Source organism: Kitasatospora sp. NPDC089797 (genome assembly GCF_040684795.1).
Lineage (GTDB): Bacteria > Actinomycetota > Actinomycetes > Streptomycetales > Streptomycetaceae > Kitasatospora.
Genome location: NZ_JBFBGS010000010.1, coordinates 76,861 through 90,414, shown reverse-complemented (window position 1 = coordinate 90,414; position 13,554 = coordinate 76,861). Strand labels below are relative to the sequence as shown.

Here is a 13,554-nt window from a genome sequence, read left to right as displayed (position 1 = left end):
GTGGGCTTGGAGGAGTTGGGTCGGCACCGTACGGGCCGACCCCCAAGTCTACGGGCAGGTCCCGCGTCGGCTCACGCCTCGGTCGGCGCGGGCAGCGGCTCCAGGAACTCCAGCCGGTTGCCGAGCCGGTCCGCGGAGTAGAAGCGGCGGTGGCCGGGGTGGTGGTCGTCCCAGGTCACCTCGTGGCCGTGCGCGGCCAGCCGCTCGGCCAGCGCGTCCAGCGAGGTCACCAGGATGCCCGGGTGCCCCTTGCGGGCCGGGCGGAAGTCCGGGGTGACGCCGAGGTGGACCTCGACCCCGCCGCCGCGGAACCAGCAGCCGCCGCGGGCCGCCAGCACCGGCGGCTTCGGCAGCTCGGTCATGCCGAGCACCCCGGACCAGAAGGCCCGGCACTCGTCCTCGGCGCCGGCCGGGATGTCGAGCTGGACGTGGTCGAGGCGCTCGAAGGTGAAGTCCGCAGTCATTCCCGGTCCCCGTACAGTCATCGGATGATCATCGTGAGTCGATTCGGCCGAGCAGGTCAGCGCTTTGAGTGACGATCACAGGAGTACGCCATCCGGGGACACGGGACAAGACCTGAACGGTCCATTACACAGTGTGGCGATGATCGGACCGTACGTTGGGCGGGTGGAGCAGAGCATCCGTACCCAGCCGCCCGGTCCCAGACGCCGCCCGCCGAACAGCGCGGGCCCGGCCGCCGTACCCGGTCCCGGCCGGGCCCCCGAGAGCGCCGGGGCCCCCGCCGCGTCCCCCTCCCGGCTGCGCCCGGTGGCCGACCGGCCCGCCGCGCGGCAGGCCCCGAAGCGCCGGCTGCGGGTGTACGGGCGGCGCCGGACCGGCCGGCCGACCCGGCTCACCGCGATCGGCACCGGCGTGGTCGCCGTGCTGGCCACCCTCGCGGTGGCGGGCCTGGACCGGCTGCTCTTCGACGACCTCGGCTGGCTGTTCGGCCTCGGCTACCTGGTGGTCTGCTTCCAGCTGGCCGTCCGGGTCCGCTACGCCGACCTGCTGGCCGCCCCGATCAGCGGGCCGATCGCCTTCGCCGTGGGCCTGCTGGCGCTCGCGCCGGTCAGCTCCTCGGGCGTCACCGCCCAGGTGGTGGCGCTGGCGACCGGGCTGGCGCTGCGGGCCGGCTGGCTGTTCTCCGGGACCGGGCTGGCCGCGCTGATCGTGCTCGCCCGCTTCGTCGCCCAGCGCCGGATCCACCGCTCCCGCTGACCGCCCGCCCGGCCCCGCGCCGCCCGAACGCCCGCCCCGCCGCCCGGACGCTCAGCCCGCCGCCCGGGCCGCCGCCATGGCGGCCCCGACGATGCCCGCGTCGTTGCGCAGCTCCGCCGGCGCCACCCGCGCCCCGCGGTCCTTCAGCAGCGGCAGGAACTTCTCGTGCTTGCGGCTCACCCCGCCGCCGATCACGATCAGCTGCGGCGAGAAGAGCATCTCCACCAGGTCCAGGTACTCGTCGACCCGCCCGGCCCACTGCTCCCAGGTCAGGTCGTGCCGCTCCTTGGCCGCCGAGGAGGCCCGGCGCTCGGCGTCCTTGCCGCGCAGCTCCAGGTGGCCCAGCTCGGTGTTGGGCACCAGCACGCCGTCCACGAAGAGCGCGCTGCCGATGCCGGTGCCGAAGGTGAGCACTAGGACCACGCCGGACTCGCCCCGCCCGGCACCGTGGGCGGTCTCGGCGAGGCCGGCCGCGTCCGCGTCGTTGAGCACGGTCGCGGGCAGGTCCAGGGCGTCCCGGAACAGGGCCTCGGCGTCCAGCCCGATCCAGCCCTTGTCCACGTTGGCGGCCGTCCGGGTGCACCCGCCGACGACCACCCCGGGGAAGGTCAGCCCGACCGGGCCCTGGTGGTCGAAGGCACGGACCACCTCACGGACGGCGGCGACCACGGCCTCCGGCTCGGACGGCTGCGGGGTGAGCACCTTGTGCCGCTCCTGGGCGAGCACTCCCCGGGCGAGGTCGACCGGGGCCCCCTTGATGCCCGAACCGCCGATGTCCACGCCGAATACCGCCGTCATCGTTCCACCCTCCGCCGTCCGGCCGCGGACCGGCTTGTCCACAGCCTGTGCACAAAACTACGAGAGCCGGGGCGGCGGTGCACAGCAGAAGGACCCGGCGCCCTGACCGGGCACCGGGTCCGACACGTTCGGGCCTCAGAGCTTGCCCGCGGCCTCGGCGCGCAGGTCGCGGCGCAGTTCCTTGGGCAGCGAGAAGGTCAGGTGCTCCTCGGCGGTCTTGACCGTCTCCACCGTGTCGTAACCGCGCGCGGCCAGGAACTCCAGCACCCCGTCGACCAGGATCTCCGGGACGGAGGCGCCGCTGGTCAGGCCGACCGTGGTGACGCCCTCCAGCCAGGACTCCTGGATCTCCTCGGCGAAGTCGACCAGGTGGGCCGCCTTGGCGCCGTACTCCAGGCCGACCTCGACCAGGCGGACCGAGTTGGAGGAGTTCTTGGAGCCGACCACGATCAGCAGGTCGGTCTCCGGGGCCAGCTGCTTGACGGCGACCTGGCGGTTCTGGGTGGCGTAGCAGATGTCGTCGCTGGGCGGGCTGACCAGGGCCGGGAAGCGCTTCTTCAGCTCGCCGACCGTGGCCATGGTCTCGTCCACCGACAGCGTGGTCTGGGACAGCCAGACGATCCGGGACTCGTCCCGCACCTGCACGTTGGCGACGTCCTCGGCACCGTCCACCAGGTGGATCCGGTCCGGGGCCTCGCCCATGGTGCCGATGACCTCCTCGTGGCCCTCGTGGCCCACCAGCAGGATGTCGTAGCCCTCGTCGGCGAAGCGCACGGCCTCCTTGTGCACCTTGGTGACCAGCGGGCAGGTGGCGTCGATGGTGGCGAGCCGGCCGGCCCGCGCCTCGTCGTGGACGGCCGGGGCGACCCCGTGCGCGGAGAACACGACGATCGAGCCCTCGGGCACCTCCTCCGTCTCGTCGACGAAGATCGCGCCCTTCTTCTCCAGGGTCTGCACCACGTACTTGTTGTGGACGATCTGCTTGCGGACGTAGATGGGCGCCCCGTACTGCTCCAGGGCCTTCTCCACGGCGATCACGGCGCGGTCGACACCCGCGCAGTAGCCCCGGGGGGCGGCGAGCAGGACACGGCGCTGCGCGGTGTTGGACATGGCTCCATCGTACGGGCGGGCGCGGGGCGCGCCGTCCGGGGCGGTCTCCCTCGGCGACCCCGGACCCTTTCCGGTCGCAAAGGGTCGGAACTTGCCCAAATCTGGTCTCCATGAGCGCTGTGAGTGATCAGCCGACGCCGAGCGGCCTGCGCCGCACCCTGGGCGTCCGCGATCTGATGGTCTACGGACTGCTGTTCATCGCCCCGATGGCCCCGGTCGGCGTGTTCGGCGTGCTGGACGCCAAGAGCCACGGCGCCGTCGCCACGGTCTACCTGGCGGCGACGGTGGCGATGGGCTTCACCGCCTTCTCGTACGCCCAGATGGTGCGCGCGGTGCCGCAGACCGGCTCGGTGTTCGCCTACGCGCGGGCCGGGCTGGGCGAGGGGCCGGGGTTCGTCGCCGGGTGGATGGCGATGCTGGACTACCTGCTGATCCCCGCGGTGGCCTACCTGTTCTCCGGGATCGCCCTCCACTCGCTGGTGCCCGGCGTCTCGCGCTGGGTGTGGACGGCGGTCGCGGTGGTGGTGACCACGGCGCTCAACCTGGTCGGGGTGCGGACCGCGGCCGCGGTCGGCTTCGCCGTGCTCGCGCTGGAGATCGCGGTGCTGGCGGTGTTCGTCGCCGCGGCCGTGGTGGTGCTGGCGCAGGACGGCGCCCGGCGCGGCTGGGACACCCCGTTCACCGCCGTCGGGGACTTCTCGTTCACCGCGGTGCTCTCGGCGGTGTCCGTGGCGGTCCTCTCCTACCTGGGCTTCGACGCGATCGCCACCTTCGTCGAGGAGGCCGTGGGCGCCTCGGCGGCGGTGGCCCGGGCGGTGCTGTGGTGCCTGGTGCTGGCCGGGGTGCTGTTCGTCGCCCAGACCTACCTGGCGGCGCTGCTGGAGCCGACCACCCCGCAGCAGTTGGCCGCCGACCCGGCCGCGCAGGGCTCGGCCTTCTACGACACCGTGGAGGCCGGCATCGGCCACTGGCTGCACGTGCTGGTGGCGGCCAGCAAGGCGATCGGCGCGGCCTTCGCGGCGCTCGCCGGGCAGGCCGCGGCCGGGCGGCTGGTCTTCGCGATGGGCCGGGACGGGCGGCTGCCGAGGCTGCTCGGCTCGGTCGACCCGGGCAGCGCGGTGCCGCGCCGGGCGCTGCTGGCGGCCGCGGTGGTCACCATGGCGGCCGCGGTCTGGGCGGCGACCCGGGACGACGGGCTGGACCAGCTGACCTCGGTGGTGAACGTGGGCGCGCTGACCGCCTTCGCGCTGCTGCACGCCTCGGTGGTCGGTTGGTACACCGTCCGGCACGGCTCGCGGGACCGGCTGCGACACCTGGCCGTCCCGGTGCTGGGGATCGCGGTGATCGGCGCGGTGGTCTACGAGGCCTCGACCACGGCGCAGTTGGTCGGGCTGGTCTGGCTGGCGGTCGGCCTGGTGGTGCTCGGCGTGCAGGGCGCCGCGACGGACGGTGTCGGCGGGCGCCGCTAGCCTCGTACGCATGGCCAACACCAGCTCCCCCGAAGCGCCGCTCCCGGTCGGCAAGGTCTCCGCGCTGATCGGCGGCTGGGTCGACCGGCTCGGCGCGGTGTGGGTCGAGGGGCAGATCACCCAGCTCAGCCGCCGCCCGGGGGCGGGAGTGGTGTTCCTGACCCTGCGCGACCCGCAGGCCGACGTGTCGCTCACAGTGACCTGCTTCCGCTCGGTGTTCGACCAGGTCGCGGACGTGGTCCAGGAGGGCTCGCGGGTCGTCGTGCACGCCAAGCCGGAGTGGTACGCGGCCCGTGGGCAGCTGTCGCTGCGGGCCGCGGAGATCCGCCCGGTCGGGTTGGGCGAACTGCTGGCCCGGCTGGAGCAGTTGAAGCGGCGGCTGGCCGGGGAGGGCCTGTTCGCGGCCGAGCGCAAGCGGCGGCTGCCGTTCCTGCCGCAGTGCGTCGGGCTGGTCACCGGGCGCGGCTCGGCGGCCGAGCGGGACGTGCTGGAGAACGCCCGGCGGCGCTGGCCGGCCGTCCGCTTCGAGGTGCGCAACGTCCCGGTGCAGGGGGTCAGCGCGGTGGAGCGGGTGAGCGCGGCGGTGCGGGAGCTGGACGAGCACCCCGAGGTGGACGTGATCATCGTGGCCCGCGGCGGCGGCAGCGTGGAGGACCTGCTGCCGTTCTCGGACGAGGGGCTGGTGCGGCTGGTCGCGGCCGCCCGCACGCCGGTGGTCAGCGCGATCGGGCACGAACCGGACCAGCCGCTGCTGGACTTCGTCGCCGACCTGCGCGCCTCCACCCCGACCGATGCCGCCAAACGGGTGGTTCCGGACGTCGGCGAGGAGCTGGCCAAGGTGCGCCAGCTGCGCGACCGGGCCCGCCGGCACGTGCAGTCCCGGGTCGAGCGCGAGCAGCACGGGCTGGACGGGCTGCGCAGCCGCCCGGCGCTGGCCGCCCCGCACCGGATGCTGGACGGCCGCGGCCAGGAGGTGGAGGGCCTGCTGGAGCGCGCCCGGCGGACGCTGCGGCACCGGCTGGACCACGCCCAGAGCGACCTCGGGCACACCCTGGCCCGGGTGGTCGCGCTCTCCCCGGCGGCCACCCTGGAGCGCGGCTACGCGGTGCTGCAGCGGGCCGACGGCACGGTGGTGACCGACCCGGCGCAGGTCGCGGCCGGGGACGGGCTGCACGCCCGGGTCGCGGGCGGCGGCTTCGACGTGACGGTGGCGGGGGAAGCCGCGCCGGCTCAGTAGGAGCGCCGGCGGGACAGTGCGGTCGAGTACTCGCCGAAGCCGAGGCTGCGGTAGAGCGCCTCGCCGCCGCTGCTGGCGTGCAGGTCGATCCGGCCGGCCCGGCGCTCGTCGAACCAGGCCAGCAGCGCCTCGGTGCAGGCCCGGGCGTAGCCGCGCAGCCGGTGGTCGGGGTCGGTGCAGATGTTGAAGACGGAGCCGAACCGGCCGTCCGGGCTGCCGGGCCCGGGCAGCCGCTGCTCCAGGGTGCCGACGGCGCAGGCGGCGAGCCGGCCCGGCCGCCCGGGGGCGTCGACCACGAAGACCGGCATGGTCAGGTCCTCGGCCGGGACGGCCAGGCGCTCGCGCAGGATCTGCTCGGCGGTGGCCTGCCAGGGGCCCGGACCGGCCAGCGCGGCCATGCTGGGCATCGCCTCGAACATCAGGTTGCGCAGCCGGACGAGCTCGGGCGCGTCGGCGGGGACGGCGGGTCGTACGTCGGTCATGCGGCGGAGGCTAGCGCCGGCCCCCGGCCGGGTGCACCGGGATTTCGGCCCGGGAAAGCGCAGGCTGTCGGCGCCAGCCCCTACGCTGGCACGCATGGCAGAGCAGCAGGAGCAGCAGGACGCGGCGGCGCCGACCCCGGACGACGCGCTGGGCTACGAGCACGCCCGGGACGCGCTGCTGGACGTGGTCCGGCAGCTGGAGAACGGCGGCACCTCCCTGGAGGAGTCGCTGGCGCTGTGGGAGCGCGGCGAGCAGCTGGCGAAGGTCTGCCAGCGCTGGCTGGACGGCGCCCGGGCCCGGCTGGACGCCGCGCTGGCGGCGGAGGAGGGCGCGGCCCCGGGCGGGGAGTGACCCCGCCGGGCGCCCGCGGTCGGCGTGAGGCGGGTCACAGCGGCTTGGGGAATCGTTGAAACTTCACCTATGTTGGAGGAAGTGATCGGCCGCGCCGGTCACACCGACGAACCCCCCTCCCGCATGAGGTGCAGAAGCATGACCACCGACGCCCTGGTACTCGACGCCGCCGCTCAGGACCTGCTGTTCCGCGAGGCCCGCACCGCGAACACCTTCACCGACGAGCCGGTCACCGAGGAGCAGGTCCAGGCCATCTACGACCTGGTCAAGTACGGCCCGACCGCCTTCAACCAGCAGCCGCTGCGCGTCGTCCTGGTCCGCTCGACCGAGGGCCGCGAGCGCCTCGTCCAGCACCTGGCGGACGGCAACAAGGCCAAGACCTCCACCGCCCCGCTGGTCGCCATCCTGGCCGCGGACAACGAGTTCCACGAGGAGCTGCCGACCCAGTTCCCGCACTTCCCGCAGGCCAAGGACGTCTTCTTCTCGGAGCGTTCGGTCCGCGAGTCCTCCGCCGCGCTGAACGGCGCCCTGCAGGCCGCGTACTTCATCATCGGCGTGCGCGCCGCCGGCCTGGCCGCCGGCCCGATGACCGGCTTCGACGCCGAGGGCATCAACAAGGAGTTCTTCGGCGAGGGCGACCACTCGGTGCTGGCCGTCGTCAACATCGGCAAGCCGGGCGACGACGCCTGGTTCCCGCGCTCCCCGCGGCTGGCCTACGACGAGGTCGTCACCACGGTCTGATCGCGCCCCGCGCACGGCGAAGGGCCCGCACCGGTTCGTCCGGCGCGGGCCCTTCCGCGTGCGCGGCCGGCCGGGCGCTACTTGAGCGCCTGGGCCAGCTCGGCCAGTTCCTCGTAGGAGGCGGTGCCGGTGATCAGGGTGGTCGCCGAGCCGGTCTGGGCGGCCAGCGCCCGGGACTTGTCGCCCTGCACCTTGTCCCAGCTGTGCCCGGCGGCGTCCGAGGTGCCGTCCGGCTGGGCGCCGGCGACCTTGTCGGCGAGCAGCCGGTCGCGCGGCACGTCGGCCTGCTCGACCGCCGCGTACTGGCCGGAGGGGGTCACGAAGCCCAGGTGCCAGGCGTTGCCCTTGCCGTTGTTGATGGCGGCCGGGGTGTAGCTGACCGAGGTGGCCCGCCACTTGTCGGACAGCCCCTCCGGGGACAGCAGCGGATAGGGCGCGGCGCGCTTCGCCGAGGCCGCCTCCACCTTGTACCCGACCACGTGCACCGGGTCGCTGTTCGCGTCGTGCGGGAGGAACAGGTACCCGATCCAGACGACGAAACCCACCGCCAGCATCGACAGGACCATGTCCCGTACGGTCTGCCGACCCCTCATGCCCTTGCTCTCTGCAGCCACCCCCACATGGTGACTCATCCACATCCCGGCCCGCCCACCCGGGGTGGGCACGTACGGGTGAACCGGGACGAACCGGCGGTTTCCGACCCCGGGTGGCGACCCGCGCCACAGACAGTCATCTCGTGGGCAGATACGATCGCACTACCCTCACCACGGCGTTCGACCAGGCAGTAGTCGGGCGCTCACTGGCCGTCGCGTACAGAGAGGTAACGACGATGACCACGCAGTACCCGCACCACCTTCCCAGCGCCCTTGAGGTCGCGCCGGAGGCTCCGGACCGGAACCTCGCGCTCGAACTCGTCCGGGTCACCGAGGCCGCCGCGATGGCAGCCGGCCGATGGGTCGGCCGGGGCGACAAGAACGGCGCGGACGGTGCCGCCGTGAAGGCGATGCGCACCCTCGTCTCGACCGTCTCGATGAACGGCGTGGTCGTCATCGGCGAGGGCGAGAAGGACGAAGCCCCGATGCTCTACAACGGCGAGCGGGTCGGCGACGGCACCGGCGCCGAGTGCGACGTCGCGGTCGACCCGGTGGACGGCACCACGCTGACCGCCAAGGGCATGAACAACGCGGTGGCCGTGCTGGCCGTCGCCGACCGCGGCACCATGTTCGACCCCAGCGCCGTGTTCTACATGGACAAGCTGGTGGCCGGCCCGGAGGCCGCCGACTTCGTCGACATCACCGCGCCGCCGGCCGTCAACATCCGCCGGGTCGCCAAGGCCAAGGGCAGTGCCGTCGAGGACGTCACCGTGGTCGTGCTCGACCGCCCGCGCCACGACGACCTGGTCCGGCAGATCCGCGAGGCGGGCGCCCGGATCAAGTTCATCTCCGACGGCGACGTGGCCGGCGCCATCATGGCCGCCCGCGAGGGCACCGGCATCGACCTCCTGATGGGCGTCGGCGGCACCCCCGAGGGCATCATCGCGGCCTGCGCGATGAAGTGCATGGGCGGCGTCATCCAGGGCCGACTGTGGCCCAAGGACGAGGCCGAGCGGCAGAAGGCCCTCGACGCCGGGCACGACCTGGACCGGGTGCTCACCACCAACGACCTGGTCAGCGGCGAGAACGTGTTCTTCGTCGCCACCGGGATCACCGACGGCGAGCTGCTGCGCGGCGTGCACTACCGCTCCGAGACCGCCACCACCAGCTCGCTGGTGATGCGCTCCAAGAGCGGCACCATCCGCGAGATCAACTCCGTCCACAAGCTGTCGAAGCTGCGGGCCTACAGCGCGATCGACTTCGACCGCGCCAACTGACCCTGGTGGCCGGTACCCGCCGGGGCGCACCCGGCGGGAACCGGCGGCCGGGCCGAGCACAGCACGCGGCCCCGGCGGAATCCCCCTCCGCCGGGGCCGCGCGGCGCTCCGGCCGTCGGCGCGGGTCTTCGGCCCGCCGTCAACCCGCTATCCGGCGACCGGCGGTGGCCACCCGGGCCGCCTCGCGCAGCTCCGCGTCCCGGCGGCGGCGCCGGGCCAGCACCACCCGGCGCTCGGCGGCCGTCAGGCCGCCCCAGACCCCGTACGGCTCCGGCTGGGCCAGCGCGTGCTCACGGCACTCCAGCAGCACCGGACAGCGGGCGCACACCTGCTTGGCCTGCTCCTCCCGCGACAGCCGGGCCGCCGTCGGCTCCTTCGAGGGCGCGAAGAACAGCCCGACCTCGTCCCGCCGACAGGCCGCACCGGTGTGCCACGGATTGTCCTCACCCGCGGCCGTACCCGCCGTGCCGCCCGGGGGCTGCGGCTGCGGACGGACGGCCGGACGGCGCTCCAGCAACTGGGCGGCGGCGACTGGCGAGGTGGTGCGGGACTCGATCGGATGCAGCACGGCCGTACTCCTGACGAGGCTCTCGGACACGGGGAACCTCGCTCCCCTGCGCGGCTGCGAGCCCCCGCTGTCCAACGCCGGGGACGGCCGCAGGGCCGCCTCCGGCGCACAGCCGTTCAAGAAGCGATGTGCGGAAGGAACTACCCCGCCCGGCCGCGATTCATGCACACTGCACGCAATCGACTACGGAGTGCACTGGCCGCAACGCCGAACGCCCGGCCGGGAGTTGATCCCCGACCGGGCGCCCAACGGGTCAATTCGGGCTATTCCGTACCGAGTTGCTTGCGCACCCACTCCTTGAGCTTCTTGCCCCGGCGCGGCTTGGCCTCACAACCACCGAACAGGGCAAGGCCCTTCACCCGCACGACCGGAGCGTACGGGTCCGCTGCGGTCTGCTCGCGCACGTCGAAGCCGCCGAAGATGCCGACCCCGGACCCGAGCAGGGTCACGTTCTCCGGCACCCGGATCTCGACCCCGCCGAAGATCGCGGTCACCACGATCTCCACCTCGGGGGACTCGAAGACGGCGTCGGTCAGGTCGATCTCCACCCCGCCGAACGCGGTGAAGGCGGTCAGCTGCGAGCCCACCCGCCAGCGGCCCTTGCGCGACGCGCCGCCGAAGATCGCCACCACCGACGGGGCCTCCTCGCGCGCGGGCGGCAGCGGCCGGGCCGCCGCCGGGGCCGGCTCCGCGGCGTGCAGCGGCGGCTTGTCGAAGGACACCGCCCGGTGCGACGGCAGGTCCCTGGTCAGCGGGACCAGGTCGCCGAAGGTCTTGGCGGCGTACGCGGCCCCGATCCGCTCGGCGTGCTCGTCCGCGTCCAACCGCCCCTCGGCGTAGGCGTCCCGCAGCAGTTCCGCGATCCGCTCGCGGTCGGCGTCCGAGACCCGCATCTCCGCCTGCGCCACCGGCGCGTGCGACGGCCGCGGTCCGGCGGCGGACGCGGGTTCGGGCTTCGGTTCGGGCCTCGGTTCGAGCCGCGTCTCGGGCTGCGGCTCGGGCTTGGTCAGGGGTACGGGCGCCGGCACCGGCGGCTGCCCCGGATCGTCCTGCGACGGCGAGTTGTCCGGCGTGTTGTTCACGGCCCAAGCCTAGTCGCTCGCACTGCTGCCCGAGTGAGCCCCGTCACGCAAGGCTGACCTGTCCGACCGCGTCCCGCGGGCGGGTCCTACCCTGGATGGTGCTTCGCCGACGCAGCCGGACCAACTGGACACCTAAGGACCGCCCCGATGGCTCCCACGCCAGACTTCGAGTACAGCGACCTGCTCCCCCTGGGCGCTGACCCGACCCCGTACCGCAAGCTCACCTCCGAGGGCGTCTCCACCTTCGAGGCCGGCGGCCGCACCTTCCTCCAGGTCGAGCCGGAGGCCCTGCGGCTGCTCACCGCCGAGGCGATGCACGACATCTCGCACTACCTGCGCCCCGCGCACCTCGCCCAGCTGCGCCGCATCCTGGACGACCCGGAGGCCAGCCCGAACGACCGCTTCGTCGCGCTCGACCTGCTGAAGAACGTCAACATCTCGGCCGGCGGCATCCTGCCGATGTGCCAGGACACCGGCACCGCGATCGTCATGGGCAAGCGCGGCCAGCAGGTGCTCACCTCCGGCGCCGACGAGTCCGCCATCGCGCGCGGCGTGTACGACGCGTACACCAAGCTCAACCTGCGCTACTCCCAGATGGCCCCGGTGACCATGTGGGACGAGAAGAACACCGGCAACAACCTGCCGGCCCAGATCGAGCTGTACGCCACCGACGGCGACGCGTACAAGTTCCTGTTCATGGCCAAGGGCGGCGGCTCCGCCAACAAGTCGTACCTGTACCAGGAGACCAAGGCCATCCTGAACGAGGCCAGCATGCTCTCGTTCCTGGAGCAGAAGATCCGCTCGCTCGGCACCGCCGCCTGCCCGCCGTACCACCTGGCCATCGTGATCGGCGGCACCAGCGCCGAGTTCGCGCTCAAGACCGCCAAGTACGCCTCCGCGCACTACCTGGACAACCTGCCGACCTCCGGCGACGCGAAGACCGGCCACGGCTTCCGCGACCTGGAGCTGGAGGCCAAGGTCACCGAGCTGACCCAGAAGATCGGCATCGGCGCCCAGTTCGGCGGCAAGTACTTCTGCCACGACGTGCGGGTCGTCCGGCTGCCGCGCCACGGCGCCTCCCTGCCGGTCGCGATGGCCGTCTCCTGCTCCGCCGACCGCCAGGCGCTCGGCAAGATCACCGCCGAGGGCGTGTTCCTGGAGCAGTTGGAGACCGACCCGGCGAAGTACCTGCCGGACACCACCGACGAGCACCTGGACGACGACGTGGTGCGCGTCGACCTCAACCAGCCCATGCCCGCGATCCGCGCCGAGCTGTCCAAGTACCCGGTCAAGACCCGGCTCTCGCTCACCGGCACCCTGGTCGTCGCCCGCGACATCGCCCACGCGAAGATCAAGGAGCGGCTGGACGCCGGGGAGGGCATGCCCAAGTACCTCCAGGACCACCCGGTCTACTACGCCGGCCCGGCCAAGACCCCCGAGGGCTACGCCTCCGGCTCCTTCGGCCCCACCACGGCCGGCCGGATGGACTCCTACGTCGACCAGTTCCAGGCCGCCGGCGGCTCGCTGGTGATGCTCGCCAAGGGCAACCGCAGCAAGCAGGTCACCGACGCCTGCGCCGCCCACGGCGGCTTCTACCTCGGCTCCATCGGCGGCCCGGCCGCCCGCCTGGCCCAGGACTGCATCAAGAAGGTCGAGGTGCTGGAGTACGCGGAGCTCGGCATGGAGGCCGTCTGGCGCATCGAGGTCGAGGACTTCCCGGCCTTCATCGTCGTCGACGACAAGGGCAACGACTTCTTCCGCGAGACCACCGAGGGCCCGCTGATCACCAACCTGCGGATCCGCTCCAAGGAGTAGCCGCCCCCAGCACGCCCCCGCACGCCCCTCGAACCGCCCCGGCCGCCCCTGCGACCGGGGCGGTTCTCCGTACCGGCCGGGTCGGAGTGTGGGTAGCGTGGGTGATGCACGTGGCCCATCCACATCGTCCACGGAGGTGCACCGATGAGCATGACCAACGTCGACATCGACGACGCGATCCTCGCGGAAGCCATGCGGCTGATGGGCACGACGACGAAGAAGGACACCATCAACAACGCGCTCGCCGACTACGTCAGCCGACTGAAGCGGCTGGAGGCGATGGAGAAGCTGTCCCGCCGCGCCGCCGAGGGCCGGTTCGAGCCCACCGTGCGGCTGCACGAGGCCCGCAAGCGGGCGCTGCGGGAGGAAGCCGGATGATCGGCAGCTTCCTGATCGACACCTCGGCCTTCGTCCGGCTCACATCGGACCGCGACCTCAGGTCGCAGTGGGGGCGGCACATCGAGTCCGGCCTGATCCGGATCAGCAGGTCGACCCGGACCGAGATCCTCTACTCCGCCCGGAGCCCGGCGGACCGGGACGACCTGGAGGAGGAACTCGCGGCCCTGTTCGGCCCGACCGTCGGCATCCCGAAGTCGATCTGGGACTGGGTCGACACCGCCCAGTACAAGCTCACCCAGAAGGCACAGCACCGGGCGGCCGGGCTGGCGGACCTGCTGCTCGCCGGGACCGCCGTCCACCACGACATGACCGTGCTGCACCTGGACGAGGACTTCGCGACGGTCGCCCGGGTGATCGGCGAACTGCGCGAGCAGGACATCCGCCGGCCCGCCGCCGACTGAGCGCTCCGGGCG

16 protein-coding genes are annotated in these 13,554 nt (G+C 73.1%); 9 read left to right on the top strand and 7 right to left on the bottom strand.

The window, feature by feature from the left end:
* Positions 1-71: 71 nt before the first annotated feature.
* Positions 72-464 (bottom strand): VOC family protein, encoded by a 393-nt coding sequence (locus AB0O91_RS10340; protein WP_363429964.1) that lies wholly within the window; start codon positions 462-464, stop codon positions 72-74.
* A gap of 163 nt (positions 465-627) precedes the next feature.
* Here AB0O91_RS10340 and AB0O91_RS10335 point away from each other — a divergent pair, with 163 nt between their 5' ends.
* Positions 628-1,218 (top strand): DUF6542 domain-containing protein, encoded by a 591-nt coding sequence (locus AB0O91_RS10335; RefSeq protein ID WP_363429962.1) that lies wholly within the window; start codon positions 628-630, stop codon positions 1,216-1,218.
* A gap of 51 nt (positions 1,219-1,269) precedes the next feature.
* On the opposite strand, the gene ppgK is transcribed toward AB0O91_RS10335, so the two are convergent.
* Both ppgK and AB0O91_RS10325 read right to left on the bottom strand, forming a co-directional pair.
* Positions 1,270-2,016 carry a polyphosphate--glucose phosphotransferase gene (ppgK, locus tag AB0O91_RS10330; protein ID WP_363429960.1) on the bottom strand — a complete coding sequence of 249 codons (747 nt, stop codon included), beginning with the start codon at positions 2,014-2,016 and terminating at the stop codon, positions 1,270-1,272.
* Positions 2,017-2,151: 135 nt separating this feature from the next.
* Positions 2,152-3,126, bottom strand: coding sequence for a 4-hydroxy-3-methylbut-2-enyl diphosphate reductase (locus AB0O91_RS10325; protein ID WP_363429958.1), 975 nt, complete (start codon positions 3,124-3,126; stop codon positions 2,152-2,154).
* A gap of 110 nt (positions 3,127-3,236) precedes the next feature.
* On the opposite strand from AB0O91_RS10325, the gene AB0O91_RS10320 reads away from it, so the two are divergent.
* Both AB0O91_RS10320 and xseA read left to right on the top strand, forming a co-directional pair.
* On the top strand, positions 3,237-4,595 hold the full coding sequence (locus AB0O91_RS10320) for an APC family permease (protein ID WP_363429956.1): 1,359 nt from the start codon (positions 3,237-3,239) through the stop codon (positions 4,593-4,595).
* Between the two features lie 10 nt (positions 4,596-4,605).
* Complete coding sequence (xseA, locus tag AB0O91_RS10315) at positions 4,606-5,832, top strand: exodeoxyribonuclease VII large subunit (protein ID WP_363429954.1); 1,227 nt, start codon at positions 4,606-4,608, stop codon at positions 5,830-5,832.
* Here the strand turns inward: xseA and AB0O91_RS10310 are convergent.
* On the bottom strand, positions 5,826-6,314 hold the full coding sequence (locus tag AB0O91_RS10310; protein ID WP_363429952.1) for a GNAT family N-acetyltransferase: 489 nt from the start codon (positions 6,312-6,314) through the stop codon (positions 5,826-5,828). The genes xseA and AB0O91_RS10310 overlap by 7 nt on opposite strands.
* Positions 6,315-6,408: 94 nt before the next feature.
* Between AB0O91_RS10310 and AB0O91_RS10305 the strand changes: the two genes are divergently transcribed.
* Together AB0O91_RS10305 and AB0O91_RS10300 are read left to right on the top strand one after the other, a co-directional pair.
* A complete protein-coding gene (locus AB0O91_RS10305) occupies positions 6,409-6,666 on the top strand; it encodes an exodeoxyribonuclease VII small subunit (protein WP_350515087.1) in 258 nt (85 codons plus the stop codon).
* 138 nt (positions 6,667-6,804) lie between these two features.
* Entirely contained in the window at positions 6,805-7,407 is a 603-nt protein-coding gene (locus AB0O91_RS10300) for a malonic semialdehyde reductase (protein ID WP_363429950.1), read from the top strand.
* A gap of 77 nt (positions 7,408-7,484) precedes the next feature.
* Here AB0O91_RS10300 and AB0O91_RS10295 read toward each other — a convergent pair whose 3' ends face one another.
* Positions 7,485-8,021 carry a DUF4245 domain-containing protein gene (locus AB0O91_RS10295; RefSeq protein ID WP_363429948.1) on the bottom strand — a complete coding sequence of 179 codons (537 nt, stop codon included), beginning with the start codon at positions 8,019-8,021 and terminating at the stop codon, positions 7,485-7,487.
* Between the two features lie 215 nt (positions 8,022-8,236).
* Here AB0O91_RS10295 and glpX point away from each other — a divergent pair, with 215 nt between their 5' ends.
* On the top strand, positions 8,237-9,277 hold the full coding sequence (gene glpX, locus AB0O91_RS10290) for a class II fructose-bisphosphatase (protein WP_188309604.1): 1,041 nt from the start codon (positions 8,237-8,239) through the stop codon (positions 9,275-9,277).
* Between the two features lie 139 nt (positions 9,278-9,416).
* Here the strand turns inward: glpX and AB0O91_RS10285 are convergent, their stop codons facing one another.
* Both AB0O91_RS10285 and AB0O91_RS10280 read right to left on the bottom strand, forming a co-directional pair.
* The gene (locus AB0O91_RS10285; protein WP_350515083.1) at positions 9,417-9,845 is read right to left on the bottom strand and encodes a WhiB family transcriptional regulator; all 429 of its coding nucleotides are present in this window, start codon (positions 9,843-9,845) and stop codon (positions 9,417-9,419) included.
* A gap of 263 nt (positions 9,846-10,108) precedes the next feature.
* The gene (locus AB0O91_RS10280; RefSeq protein WP_363430129.1) at positions 10,109-10,738 is read right to left on the bottom strand and encodes a DUF1707 domain-containing protein; all 630 of its coding nucleotides are present in this window, start codon (positions 10,736-10,738) and stop codon (positions 10,109-10,111) included.
* 336 nt (positions 10,739-11,074) lie between these two features.
* On the opposite strand from AB0O91_RS10280, the gene AB0O91_RS10275 reads away from it, so the two are divergent.
* The 3 genes from AB0O91_RS10275 (at position 11,075) to AB0O91_RS10265 (ending at position 13,542) form a co-directional block, all read left to right on the top strand.
* Entirely contained in the window at positions 11,075-12,742 is a 1,668-nt protein-coding gene (locus tag AB0O91_RS10275; protein ID WP_363429945.1) for a fumarate hydratase, read from the top strand.
* A 144-nt stretch (positions 12,743-12,886) separates the two neighbouring features.
* Entirely contained in the window at positions 12,887-13,120 is a 234-nt protein-coding gene (locus AB0O91_RS10270) for a type II toxin-antitoxin system VapB family antitoxin (protein WP_363429943.1), read from the top strand.
* The gene (locus tag AB0O91_RS10265) at positions 13,117-13,542 is read left to right on the top strand and encodes a PIN domain-containing protein (protein WP_363429941.1); all 426 of its coding nucleotides are present in this window, start codon (positions 13,117-13,119) and stop codon (positions 13,540-13,542) included. The genes AB0O91_RS10270 and AB0O91_RS10265 overlap by 4 nt, the downstream gene beginning before the upstream one ends.
* The last annotated feature ends 12 nt before the right edge of the window (positions 13,543-13,554 follow it).

Bases quoted from the DNA above. Each gene is read 5' to 3' on its own strand.
- AB0O91_RS10280 (WP_363430129.1), bottom strand. From the start codon at position 10,738: ATGCGGGTCTCGGACGCCGACCGCGAGCGGATCGCGGAACTGCTGCGG.
- AB0O91_RS10310 (WP_363429952.1), bottom strand. From the start codon at position 6,314: ATGACCGACGTACGACCCGCCGTCCCCGCCGACGCGCCCGAGCTCGTC.
- AB0O91_RS10305 (WP_350515087.1), top strand. From the start codon at position 6,409: ATGGCAGAGCAGCAGGAGCAGCAGGACGCGGCGGCGCCGACCCCGGAC.
- glpX (WP_188309604.1), top strand. From the start codon at position 8,237: ATGACCACGCAGTACCCGCACCACCTTCCCAGCGCCCTTGAGGTCGCG.
- ppgK (WP_363429960.1), bottom strand. From the start codon at position 2,016: ATGACGGCGGTATTCGGCGTGGACATCGGCGGTTCGGGCATCAAGGGG.
- AB0O91_RS10325 (WP_363429958.1), bottom strand. From the start codon at position 3,126: ATGTCCAACACCGCGCAGCGCCGTGTCCTGCTCGCCGCCCCCCGGGGC.
- AB0O91_RS10270 (WP_363429943.1), top strand. From the start codon at position 12,887: ATGAGCATGACCAACGTCGACATCGACGACGCGATCCTCGCGGAAGCC.
- AB0O91_RS10265 (WP_363429941.1), top strand. From the start codon at position 13,117: ATGATCGGCAGCTTCCTGATCGACACCTCGGCCTTCGTCCGGCTCACA.
- AB0O91_RS10320 (WP_363429956.1), top strand. From the start codon at position 3,237: ATGAGCGCTGTGAGTGATCAGCCGACGCCGAGCGGCCTGCGCCGCACC.
- AB0O91_RS10300 (WP_363429950.1), top strand. From the start codon at position 6,805: ATGACCACCGACGCCCTGGTACTCGACGCCGCCGCTCAGGACCTGCTG.
- AB0O91_RS10275 (WP_363429945.1), top strand. From the start codon at position 11,075: ATGGCTCCCACGCCAGACTTCGAGTACAGCGACCTGCTCCCCCTGGGC.
- xseA (WP_363429954.1), top strand. From the start codon at position 4,606: ATGGCCAACACCAGCTCCCCCGAAGCGCCGCTCCCGGTCGGCAAGGTC.
- AB0O91_RS10340 (WP_363429964.1), bottom strand. From the start codon at position 464: ATGACTGCGGACTTCACCTTCGAGCGCCTCGACCACGTCCAGCTCGAC.